The sequence below is a fragment of the Polynucleobacter sp. MWH-Adler-W8 genome, from assembly GCF_001889925.1.
In the GTDB taxonomy this organism is placed as follows: Bacteria; Pseudomonadota; Gammaproteobacteria; order Burkholderiales; family Burkholderiaceae; genus Polynucleobacter.
Map to the genome: position 1 here is coordinate 361,766 of NZ_LZFI01000003.1, position 12,182 is coordinate 373,947.

Genomic DNA, 12,182 nt, shown 5'->3' on the forward strand with positions numbered 1-12,182 from the left:
AAATGGCATACCAACGTTTAACTAGAGAGCAAATTGTTCAAAGAGTGGCTCAAGATATTCCGGAGGGCTCTTACGTAAATTTGGGTATTGGGTTGCCTACAAAAATCGCTAATTACCTTGATGCTGATAAAGAGATATTTTTGCAAAGCGAGAATGGGGTTCTTGGCATGGGTCCAGCTCCAGCTAAGGGAGACGAAGATCCTGATTTGATCAATGCGGGGAAGGAATTTATCACCCTATTAAAGGGCGGCTCCTATTTCCATCATGGCGATTCATTCACGATGATGCGCGGTGGACATATTGATATCTGTGTATTGGGCGCTTTCCAGGTTGCTCAAAATGGTGATCTAGCAAATTGGCACACTGGTTCGCCAGATGCGATTCCCGCTGTAGGTGGAGCAATGGATTTAGCAATTGGCGCAAGAAATGTATTTGTAACGATGGAGCATGTCACCAAGAATGGTGAGGCAAAGATTGTTGAAAAATGCACATACCCACTTACCGGTATGGGTTGCGTAAATCGCATTTATACAGATCTTGCTGTTATCGATGTCACACCAAACGGTTTGGTTGTGAGTGAAATGGTTCCTGGGCTCACCTTGGGCGAGCTGCAAAAACTAACTGACGCACCTTTATCTATAGCTCAATCATGAAAAATAATTCAAATGCATATATTTGTGATGCCATTAGAACTCCTTTTGGTAGGTACGGTGGGTCACTATCTACTTTAAGGGCGGATGATTTGGCTGCATTACCAATTCAAGCTCTCATGATGCGTAATATTGTTGATTGGTCAATGTTAGATGACGTTATTTTTGGTTGCGCCAATCAGGCGGGTGAAGATAATCGTAACGTTGCTAGGATGGCCAGCTTGTTGGCTCGTCTACCAGTGGAAGTGCCTGGATCCACCATCAATAGACTCTGTGGCTCTAGTCTTGATGCCATTGGTATAGCTGCAAATGCAATTAAAGGTGGCGGCAACCATCTAATGATTGCGGGGGGTGTAGAGAGCATGTCTCGGGCACCTTTTGTAATGGGTAAGGCCGACTCTGCGTATTCAAGATCGGCAAAAATTGAAGATACAACTATTGGTTGGCGCTTCATTAATCCCTTAATGAAGGCTCAGTATGGCGTTGACTCCATGCCAGAAACAGCAGAAAACGTTGCCGAAGACTTTAGGATTTCCAGGGCTGATCAGGATCTATTTGCGTTTACTAGTCAGCAGCGTACTGCAAAGGCGCAGGCTGCAGGCATCTTTGACGATGAAATTATTCCGGTAAATATTCCGCAGAAAAAGGGCGATCCTGTTGTTTTTTCTAAGGATGAGCATCCGCGTCTCACCACTCTAGAAACTTTAGCTTCTCTAAAAAGTATTGTTAAACAAGGTGGCACAGTTACTGCCGGCAATGCTTCAGGCGTAAATGATGGCGCTTGCGCCTTACTTCTTGCCTCAGAGCTTGGTGTAAAGCAGCATTCCCTGACTCCAAAGGCGCGTGTTGTGGCTGTGGCTGCGGCTGGCGTTGCTCCAAGAATCATGGGATTTGGTCCTTCGCCTGCAGTGAAGAAGGTTTTGGAAAAAGCAGGTTTAAAGCTTAGTCAGATGGATGTGGTTGAGCTAAATGAGGCATTTGCATCGCAGGCTTTAGCAGTTACTCGTGATCTTGGTCTTCCTGACAACGCGGCGCACGTCAATCCAAATGGGGGCGCTATTTCTCTTGGGCATCCACTAGGGGCATCTGGTGCGCGATTAGTAACTGCAGCTATGTATCAACTGATTCGCACTAAAGGTAGATACGCCCTTTGCACTATGTGTATTGGTGTTGGGCAGGGCATAGCCATGATTATTGAACGAGTTTAGGAGTAGTAATGAGTATTGCGCACATTAACGGAATTGACATCTTCTATTTGACAGATGGCGATCCTCACAAACCAGCAATTATTTTCTCTAACTCTTTAGGAACAGATCATTCTATGTGGGATGGTCAGCTTGAAGTATTAAGAAGAGATTTCTACTTAATCAGATACGACACTAGAGGTCATGGATTAACTCATTCTCCAAAGGGTCCGTACACCATTGCACAGCTAGCAAATGATGTTTTAGGTCTTCTTGATTACCTCAGTATTGATAAGGCTTTCTTCTGTGGAATTTCGATGGGCGGGCTTATTGGTCAATGGCTAGCAGTCAATGCGCCCGAAAGAATTGAGGCGTTAGTGATTGCAAATACTGCGCCAAAAATAGGTAATGAGCAGGCATGGAATGAGCGGGCGGCTTTAGTTAGAAAAGAGGGTCTCAAAACTATCGCAGAATCCGCTCCTTCGAGATGGTTTACACCAGAGTTTTATGGTTCAAGCCCTAAAGCAGTTAACGAATTACTGATTAACTTGAAAAATATGAACCCTGAAGGTTATGCAAGTTGTTGCGAGGCATTGGCTACTGAGGATCTTAAGGGGGGGATTTCAGAAATCAATATTTCTGCATTAATTATCAGCGGGGATAAAGATCCTGTTACCACTATTAGTGATGCTCAGTATATGCAGTCCCAAATTAAAGGATCTCAACTACAAGAGGTGCCTGCTTCGCACATTTCAAACATTGAAGCGGAAACTGAATTCAATCAAGTAATCAAGCAATTTTTTGCAAATCAAACACAAATTGGAGACATAAGCATGAGTCAAATTGATGTTCATAAGTTAATAGACGAAGCGAGGTTTAATAAATTTCACTGGGGTCTTTTATTTTGGTGCGGTCTAATCATCATTTTTGATGGTTACGATCTCGTCATCTATGGAGTTGTTTTGCCTAAATTAATGGCCGAATGGCAGTTATCACCCATGCAGGCAGGGACTTTGGGTAGTTATGCATTATTTGGCATGATGTTTGGAGCTATGTTCTTTGGGCCGTTATCAGACAAGATAGGGAGAAAAAAGACTATTGCAATGTGCGTTACATTGTTTAGCTTCTTTACCTTTATTAATGGTTTTGCAGAAAACCTTACGCAGTTTGGTATCTGTCGATTTATTGCTGGATTGGGTATTGGTGGCGTAATGCCTAACGTGGTTGCTTTGATGACTGAATATTCACCTAAAAAAATTCGTAGCCTGCTGGTAACGATTATGTTTAGCGGTTACTCAGTTGGCGGTATGTTATCGGCTGGCGTAGGAATCTATTTAATTCCGACCTATGGCTGGCCCTCAGTTTTTTTCGTTGCCATTATTCCACTGCTGCTGCTACCAATCATTCTTTACTATCTGCCTGAGTCACCTGGCTTTTTGATTAAATCAAATCGGAACTCTGATGCTGGAAAAATATTAAAAAAAATCGCCCCAGAGCGCGGCACATTGCTTTCTAATGAATATATCTATCCATTAGGTAAAGCCTCTAGCTCTGTACCTTTGGTTTCGCTCTTTAAAGATGGTCGCGTATTAAGTACTTTAATGTTCTGGACTTCATTCTTTATGTGCCTATTAATGGTTTATGCATTGGGATCTTGGCTTCCAAAGCTAATGAACAAAGCTGGGTATGAGATGGGTTCAAGCCTAATATTCTTGATGGTGCTAAACATTGGCGCTATCTTTGGAGCGGTTGGAGGTGGTTGGCTTGCCGATAAGTTCCATCCACGCAAGGTACTTACCATTTTCTTTATTTGCGCTGCCGCTTCAATTAGTCTCTTAGGCGTTAAGAGTCCATTCATTGTTTTAAATCTATTGGTAGCTATTGCAGGCGCAACCACAATTGGCTCTCAAATCTTGCTCTATGCCTATGTTGCGCAATACTATCCATTAAAAATTCGTTCCACTGGTATTGGTTGGGCCTCTGGCATTGGTCGTGTGGGCGCTATTTTAGGTCCAGTGCTAGGCGGTACTTTGTTAAGCTTGGGTTTGCCATTGGAATTTAACTTCTATGCATTCGCAATTCCAGGCGCAATTGCATGTATTGCAATCTCATTAGCAGGGAAAAGTGGGCATGATGGGAAATAAACGGAAGCCATCCTGGATAGGAAAGGGCATTGGAATTGCTGCAATATTCCTGTACTTCAGTATGGCTAATGCACAGGAATGGCCCACTAAGCCAATTAAATGGATTGTTCCTTTTCCGCCCGGCGGGGCAATGGATGTGATTGCACGCGCACTTGCAGATAGCTCCTCCAAATCTTTGGGTCAGACAATCTTTGTCGAAAATAAGCCCGGTGCAGGCGGGAATATTGGAGCGGAATTAGTAGCTCGTTCTGAAGCTGATGGTTACACAATGATGATTACTTCAATTGGCATGGCTACCAATAAGTTTTTATATCCAAAATTAAGCTATGACCCGATAAAGGATTTTGCGCCCGTTAGTCTCATTGCTATTGTGCCTAATGTATTGGTTACTAATGCTACCCAGCCTAACGTAAAAACAGTTGCGGATGTGATAGCAAATGCAAAGGCGCAGCCTGGAAGGATTACCTATGCGTCAGCAGGTAACGGCACTTCTATTCATTTGGCTGGAGAGGTATTTACGTCGTTAGCGAAAATAGATATGCAACATATTCCTTATAAGGGTAGCGGCCCAGCAGTGACTGACTTACTTGGCGGTCAAGTGAATTACATGTTTGACAGCATCACTTCTGCAAAGCCTCATATTCTTTCTGGAAAGCTAAGGCCAATCGGTTTAACGACAATCAAGCGCTCTAAGGCCTTGCCAGGCATACCAACCATTGCTGAGTCTGGGTTACCAGGATATGATGTCACGCCTTGGTTTGCAGTTTTTGTGCCAGCGAATACTCCAAAGCCTATTATTAAGAAGTTGAATGTAGCCTTGGTAGCCAGTATGAATACTCTTGCCATTAAGGATAAGTTTGAAAGTATTGGTGCTGAACCTATAGGATCATCGCCAGAAGAGCTGGGGGTTTATCTAAATAAAGAAATTGAACGCTGGGGAAAGGTTATTTCAGTAAATCAAATTAAGGCTGATTAAGATCTAGCTACCCACATTTTCATTCTGAATGCCAACAGAGCTTGAGCCTTTGTTGGCATTTTTTTTTGCTACAAATTTTCGTCCAAAAGTTTAGAAATTAATTGTGAATTCATTTATCTACTTCACTATAGCAATGTATTACATTTAATTATATTAAGTGTCATTAAAATGCATTAGACATCATGCAGTTCTTTACCTAGACTGGCTTCGATTGCAGGTTTTGCATTCGGGTCACCAAAATTAATTGAAAGTTAAAAGGTAAAGGAAATAGGAAATGAAAAAGATTATTACAGCGGCGGGCTTAGCAGCTGTTTGTGCAAGCGGCGTACAAGCACAATCAAGTGTAACGGTGTATGGAATTATTGATGCGGGTTATGTAGGCGGCAACTCAAGAGTAGTCAGCCCCACAACAGGCGCAGAAACAAAGACAACAGTAAGTCAATTTGGTCAGAATGCAGAGAGCTCTAGTCGTATTGGTCTAAAAGGAATTGAAGACTTGGGTGGTGGATCATCCGCATTTTTCACAACAGAATTTCAAATTTATCCTCAAGATGCAAACTTAGGTGGCAATGCAAATAATGGCTTATTTAATCGACAGTCATTCGTTGGTCTAAAAAAGAATGGTATTGGACAAGCGGCACTTGGTTTGCAATACACGCCAATTTTTAACGCAGGGTTAGCAACGGATCCAGGTAACTTTAACAACCTGACTGGTAACGTCATATACGCAAGTGCGCAGGGAATTGCGGGTGCAAGCGCTGGAACTAGCTACATTGGTTTTACAGCTCGCACGGCAAATACATTGTCATTTAAAACCGATTCAGTTGCTGGGTTTACCGCAAGCGGTATCTATACTTTAAATAATAAAAACGAAACACAAACAACATCAGGGGCAACCATTACGGGTGGAAATACTAACGCAAGTGGATGGGGTCTTGGTGTTGATTACACCTATAATAAATTTTATGCAGCAGTTGCCTACCAAGCTTTGAAGCAATTTACCACTGCAGACACAGCTTCAGTTCCTTCAACTTCAAATTCACATGAATGGACTAATGCTCAAGCTAATGGCGCATCTACTGCGCCTACATTACCCGGTGGAAACGCGTTAAATGTTCAAGATAACCAATTTTATGCTGGTACTACTTATGATTTCGGCATATTAAAAGCTTATGCCCAGTACCTGAATCGTAAAGCCACATCGACAATTTCATCTGGATATTATCTTGGGCGCTCAGCAGAGCAAATTGGGTTGCGAAGCTATATCACTCCTGCAATTGAAGCATGGGCATCTGCAGGGCTTGGGCGCTATACCTATATGGGATCAGGCTCTCCAACTGCAAACTTTAATGGTTGGCAAGCTGGCTCTAATTATTGGCTGAGTAAGCGTACCAACTTGTATGCAATCTATGGCCAAACAACTGTATCTAATTCAACAACTTCCACTGGTAAAACAGTGAGTGCAGGATTAAATAACTATGCAATAGGTATGCGCCACACTTTTTAATAAAACTTTAAATCTCCAAAAATTAAAAGTTTGACCCGCCTTGGGCGGGTTTTTTTATTCTTTTTTTATTGCCATTTTATTTGGTCTCTCATTGAGATCTTTTTCAATAAAATCTCTGACGTGCTTCAATAGTGGAGATTCAGTTCTATTTTCGATCGTAACAAATCCAAATCTAGCAGTCGCATCTAATGGCGGAGTTATAGTTAATTCTTCCAGCTCAAGTGCAGAATTACGAATTGCAAGAAGTACAGTATTGCTCTGCTGTGCTACCTCCACTAGGCTTGATATTTCACTGCATTTTATGTTGACCAGATTATCAAGATTAGCGTCTTTTCCATAGCGATCAATGATTGTCTTTTCTGTTTCTTCACTTAAGGCTGTAGAAGCAATAGGATATTTTCTAAGATCATCAATGGAAATCTTTTTTAACTTTCTTAATGGATGTCCTTTGCGAACCATGAATGCACCTGGAGTTTCGTAGATCACTTCCATTTTTAAATCTTGCGCTGGTTTCATTGATCTAGCATTAATAATGAGGGCATCTAATTTTCTTGCTCTCAGCGACTCAATGAGCATGCCAGTTTTCCCTCTTGCAACTTCAATATGAAGATGGGGATAGTGAACAGCAATATGTTCCAAAAGCTTGGTCATCAACAGCGCGCCAGGTCCAGACCCCATGCCGATTCGAATTTGGCCGCTAAGCCCATTTTTGAAATTCCGATTAGTCTCTTTGATGTCTTTAGCTAAATCCAGCAAAATTTGCGAGCGGCGTAAAATTTCTTCACCAAATGCAGTGAGAGTCGTGTGCCTACCTTGTCGATCAAATAATTTTGCACCCAATTCATCTTCAAGCGATTTAATGCTTCTGCTAAGAGCTGGTTGCGTAACAAATAGATTCTCTGATGACTTAATGAAGGAGCCGGTTTTGGCAAGCTCACTCATGTGTCTAAGCTGAGTTAGTGTCATGCTGTTTCTCCAATAATAGCTATTACATGAAATTATAGTAAATGATATAAAAATGCATTAGACATTATATTTAACCATACCTAGAATATGCTCTACATTCATAAAAGAGGGGTCCTGCTGTGAAATTAACTAAGTTTTTTGCCTTGGTGTTTGGTGTTGTGTCCATTGCAACCACTGCCATGGCGCAATCCTTTCCCTCTAAGCCGGTAAGTTTGGTTGTTCCATATCCTGCGGGCGGTGTTTCAGATGTGATTGCTCGTATTGTGAGCCCGCCCCTCTCCAAAAAGTTAGGTGAGGCTGTCATTGTTGAAAACATTGGCGGGGCAAGTGGTGGCATTGCCGCCCAAAAGGTGCTAAATGCACCAGCGGATGGTTACTTAGTGATGCAAGGCTCTCCAAATGAGTTAATTTTGGGACCTCTTGCAAATTCAGCAATTAAATTTAAAAGCGAGGATTTTCGTCTTGTTCAGATGATCGGATCTGTACAAATCGCTTTTTTAGTAAGAAGTGATATGCCTGTGAAGGATGTTGACTCATTTTTAGCATTTGCAAAAAAATCTGCACAAGAAGGCAAGCCCCTCTCCTATGCAAGTGTTGGCCCGGGTTCTTTTTATCATTTGCTTGGTGAGCAACTGTCCAAGGAGACTAAGATTCCAATGACACATGTTCCATACAAAGGTGCTGGACCAGCATTGCAGGATTTAATCGGCGGTCAAATCGATTTCTTTTTGGCGCCATATGGCAAATCACATGATGAGCTGGCTAAGCAGGGAAGAATCAAAATACTTGCAATGCTGAATTCTAAGCGTTTAGAGAGCGTTAAAGATTACCCTGCAGTTACTGAAAGCAAAGGTCTTAAGGGTTTTGTGTACTCCATCTGGACTGGTTACTTTGTGAAGAAAGATACCCCAGAGCCAATTATGCAAACTCTGAATAAAGCTTTGGCTGTTGTACTTGAAGACCCAGCTGTGAAGTCAGGACTTGATGCCAATAGTTTAATGATTGCAAAGCCATTGTCCTTAAATGAGTTGAATAAAGTTTATGGTGACGGTACTGCTCAATTTAGAGCAATTGCAAAATCCATCAACCTACAACCTCAATAATTGGGTATATCAATGACTCAATTGCATGAGGTTAATTTGGTAGAGGTTGAGGAGTTTATTTCTCTAAGAAGAGATATTCATCAACATCCTGAACTTGCGTTTGAAGAACATAGAACTGCGGCATTGGTTTCTGAAAAACTAAAGTCTTGGGGCTATGAGGTACATGAAGGTATAGGCGGAACAGGCGTTGTAGGTGTTCTAAAAAACGGTAATGGTGAAATGACAATTGGCTTAAGGGCTGATCTTGATGCATTGCCTATTAATGAGCAGACAGACCTGGAATGGGCTAGCAAGAATGAGGGCGTAATGCATGCTTGCGGTCATGACGGACATACTGCAATGCTACTTGCTGCAGCTAAGGAGATTGCTGATAAAAAAGAATTTTCAGGCACGATAAATCTTATATTCCAACCGGCTGAAGAAGGTGGCGGAGGGGCACTTCGCATGATGGAGGATGGGTTGTTTAAACACTTCCCTTGCGATGCCATCTTTGCCATACACAATATGCCTGGATATGCGGTTGGCCACTTTATTTTTCGTGATGGTCCAACCATGTCATCTAGTGACTATGCAACTATAGAGATCTTAGGCGTAGGAGGTCATGGGGGAATGCCACATAGAGCATCTGATCCAATCGTGGCTGCCTCCTCGATTGTGATGGCGTTGCAAACTATTGTGTCTAGGAACGTTGACCCACAACAATCGGCGGTAATTACAGTGGGGGCATTTAATGCTGGCCATGCTAACAATGTAATTCCAGCACGTGCAAAATTAGAGTTAAGCGTTCGCGCATTAGATCCTCAGGTCAGAATTGATCTGGAAAAAAGAATTAAGGAACTTGTGCAGTCACAAGCAGAAAGTTTTGGACTTACTGCAGTAGTGAATTGGAAAAGGGGTTATGCAGTCTTAGTAAATTCAGCGGCGGAAACAGAGTTTGCGCGGAATGTGGCGGCTGATCTCTTTGGCGAAGCAGCTATTACGTGCCAAGGACCGGCATTATCAGGCAGCGAAGATTTTGCATTTATGCTCGAGAAAATCCCTGGCTCCTATCTTTTTATTGGCAATGGGGATACACCAGGAACTTGTATGGTGCATAACCCTGCCTACGACTTTAATGATGGAAATATTGCGATTGGCGCAACATTTTGGTCTGAACTGGTGAAGCAATATCTGAAGACTTAGTATTTGAAGGTATAGTATTAAAAGTATTTAAATCATTCTCGGGAGAGATTGCTTTTACAGCAACGCCGAAGGAGCAACCGCCCCGGAAACTCTCAGGCAAAAGAACCGAAATGATCTTTAAACTCTGAAGAGATATTGGGTATTCGTCATCCAATAACACCGAAGGAGCAAGCAAATATTAAATATTTGCGAATCTCTCAGGTCCAGAACAGAGGGGGCCCCTTGAGCATCTGCAATGGGTAACCCTGACGTTTGAAGGATCTAAAAATGAAATCATTTGTAATTATTGGTGGCGGTATCACAGGCGTTACAACCGCTTATGTTTTGGCAAAGCGTGGCTACGATGTCACTTTAATTGAGCGCCATCGTTATGCTGGCATGGAAACATCCTTTGCCAATGGCGGCCAACTTTCTGCATCTAATGCAGAGGTCTGGAACCACTGGTCAACGATCATGAAGGGCATGAAGTGGGTATTTAAAAGAGATGCCCCACTATTAATTAACTTAAAGCCTGACTGGCATAAGATTTCATGGTTCGCAGAGTTCATTGCCTCGATTCCGAATTACAAGAGCAATACCGTTCAGACCGCACATATGGCGATTGAAGCCAGAAAGCATCTATTTGCTTGGGCAAAGCAAGAGGGTATTGATTTTGATTTAAAGCGCGAAGGTATCTTGCATATCTATCGTGATAAAGCAGGCTTTGAGCATGCTGGTAAGGTCTCCAAAATGCTTGCCGAAGGCGGACTAGGGCGTACTGCCGTTACACCTCAAGAGATGAAAGAGATTGAGCCTACGCTAGCCGGTAAATATTATGGTGGTTATTACACCGAAAGCGATTCCACAGGTGATATTCATAAGTTCACTCATGGGTTGTCAGAGGCTGCTGCAAACTTGGGTGTTAAAACCATTTATGAGCATGAAGTGCTTTCTGTCAAGTCCGATGGCAATCGTGTGAACTTAACCCTGAGCAAAGATGGGCAAGCGAGTCAGCTTGTTTTTGATAATGTCGTTGTGTGTGCTGGGGTTGGAAGTCGTGATCTTGCTTCGCAGTTAGGTGATCGCGTCAATGTCTATCCGGTTAAGGGCTATTCAATAACGGTGAATTTGACTGATAAAGCTAGCCAAGAGGGTGCCCCGAATGTGAGCCTGCTTGATGATGAAACTAAGCTCGTTACTAGTCGTCTTGGGGTAGATCGATTCCGCGTTGCAGGGACTGCAGAATTTAACGGTATCAATCGAGATATCCGCGCGGATCGTATTAAGCCTTTGATTGATTGGGTTAACCAATGCTTCCCTGAAGTTAGCACTCGCTCGGTAGTGCCTTGGGCTGGATTACGTCCAATGATGCCAACAATGATGCCAAAAGTAGGCTTGGGTAGTAAACCTAATGTGTATTACAACACTGGTCATGGCCATTTAGGTTGGACCTTATCTGCCTGTACTGCTGAAATGATTGGTGATGTGATCCAGTATGGCGAAACCACTAAAAAGGTTAGTTCGCCAGCAAGCCTAAAGTTTTCTTGAGTAAGTAATTGATAAGCGTTACTTAAAGTAACGCTTATCAATCTTCAAAAAATAACTTTGGAGCAACGAAGTGCTAGATGGTTGTTCCAAAATTCCTTTGGTTTCTAAAACCAAAGACCGAGAGACCACTTCCTTTAAATCTACGAAATTGCTCACACATTTACTTACACATCGACACTGACCACCCGCAGAGCCCCTGTTTATATGGCTCTATTATGGGCTTCTGCTCTCATAAGAAAGAAGCCCTAGGGGTCTTGTAACAAAGACCTCAATGATTTCAAGAGCTTAGTGGTCGATTAGGTGGTCAAAATTGCTTACACACCGGAGCAAAAACCGAGGTGTGTAGTAAATGCGGATTTTGTGTGGTTTTAGAAGTAAAACACCCCTCAAAAGGTGTGTAGTAAAAACAGTTTTAGGGCCCATAGCTCAGTTGGTTAGAGCAGAGGACTCATAGCGAAAGTTGTGCCTTATGCGTGGAAACTACATAAGGGATGGTGTCAAATTCGGAGAAAGCTAAAGGTAGCCAAAAGCTGCACAAGCTAACGCCGAGCCAAGCTTCAGCGTGAAAGTGCTGTTGAAGGTGTAGAGACTAGACGGCACCCACCTAAGTTCAGAAATGAATACGGTGAAGGCATAGTCCAGGGAGTAGTGAAAGCTACACAAACCGGAATCCTTTGGTCCCAGGTTCAAGTCCTGGTGGGCCCACCAGAAATGAAAATACCAACCTTCGGGTTGGTATTTTCTTGAGCGCTACTTTAAGTAACGGTGTAATTTAGTAACTAAATTGTTTTCCAACTTAAGAGTAACTAAATGGGGATGGGAAAGGTCTGCCGTAAGGAACTCCCCCTCGAATAGTCTGAAATGGTACAAAGGCCATTTGTCCAAGACGTTTATTGCCTTTTGTATCTAGCCATTCTGTTGGCTTTTCAACCAAATCAAATAT

Annotated in this window: 9 protein-coding genes and 1 riboswitch; of the genes, 8 read left to right on the forward strand and 1 reads right to left on the reverse strand. The window is 42.6% G+C overall.

The features are described from left to right. The first annotated feature begins 2 nt into the window (after positions 1–2). The 5 genes from AOC28_RS05195 to AOC28_RS05220 all read left to right on the forward strand — a co-directional run bounded on the left by AOC28_RS05195 (position 3) and on the right by AOC28_RS05220 (position 6,461). Positions 3–653, forward strand: coding sequence for a 3-oxoacid CoA-transferase subunit B (locus tag AOC28_RS05195; RefSeq protein ID WP_068949221.1), 651 nt, complete (start codon positions 3–5; stop codon positions 651–653). Then, complete coding sequence (pcaF, locus tag AOC28_RS05200) at positions 650–1,858, forward strand: 3-oxoadipyl-CoA thiolase (protein WP_072582878.1); 1,209 nt, start codon at positions 650–652, stop codon at positions 1,856–1,858. The genes AOC28_RS05195 and pcaF overlap by 4 nt, the downstream gene beginning before the upstream one ends. Positions 1,859–1,866: 8 nt before the next feature. Next, positions 1,867–3,978, forward strand: a complete 2,112-nt coding sequence (pcaD, locus tag AOC28_RS11240) for a 3-oxoadipate enol-lactonase (RefSeq protein WP_083564232.1) — start codon at positions 1,867–1,869, stop codon at positions 3,976–3,978. Then, the gene (locus AOC28_RS05215; protein ID WP_228385062.1) at positions 3,965–4,954 is read left to right on the forward strand and encodes a tripartite tricarboxylate transporter substrate binding protein; all 990 of its coding nucleotides are present in this window, start codon (positions 3,965–3,967) and stop codon (positions 4,952–4,954) included. Before pcaD ends, AOC28_RS05215 begins: the two co-directional genes overlap by 14 nt. A 274-nt stretch (positions 4,955–5,228) precedes the next feature. Further along, positions 5,229–6,461, forward strand: coding sequence for a porin (locus AOC28_RS05220; RefSeq protein WP_072582879.1), 1,233 nt, complete (start codon positions 5,229–5,231; stop codon positions 6,459–6,461). A gap of 54 nt (positions 6,462–6,515) precedes the next feature. Here AOC28_RS05220 and AOC28_RS05225 read toward each other — a convergent pair whose 3' ends face one another. Next, positions 6,516–7,427, reverse strand: a complete 912-nt coding sequence (locus AOC28_RS05225; protein WP_068949216.1) for a LysR family transcriptional regulator — start codon at positions 7,425–7,427, stop codon at positions 6,516–6,518. Between the two features lie 119 nt (positions 7,428–7,546). On the opposite strand from AOC28_RS05225, the gene AOC28_RS05230 reads away from it, so the two are divergent. The 3 genes from AOC28_RS05230 (at position 7,547) to AOC28_RS05240 (ending at position 11,239) form a co-directional block, all read left to right on the forward strand. Further along, the gene (locus AOC28_RS05230; protein ID WP_237767738.1) at positions 7,547–8,530 is read left to right on the forward strand and encodes a tripartite tricarboxylate transporter substrate binding protein; all 984 of its coding nucleotides are present in this window, start codon (positions 7,547–7,549) and stop codon (positions 8,528–8,530) included. A 12-nt stretch (positions 8,531–8,542) separates the two neighbouring features. Then, positions 8,543–9,712: a M20 aminoacylase family protein gene (locus AOC28_RS05235; RefSeq protein WP_072582880.1), complete on the forward strand. Its 1,170-nt coding sequence runs from the start codon at positions 8,543–8,545 to the stop codon at positions 9,710–9,712. A 29-nt stretch (positions 9,713–9,741) separates the two neighbouring features. Continuing rightward, positions 9,742–9,830: riboswitch (glycine riboswitch) on the forward strand. Between the two features lie 149 nt (positions 9,831–9,979). Then, complete coding sequence (locus AOC28_RS05240) at positions 9,980–11,239, forward strand: D-amino acid dehydrogenase (protein WP_072582881.1); 1,260 nt, start codon at positions 9,980–9,982, stop codon at positions 11,237–11,239. The last annotated feature ends 943 nt before the right edge of the window (positions 11,240–12,182 follow it).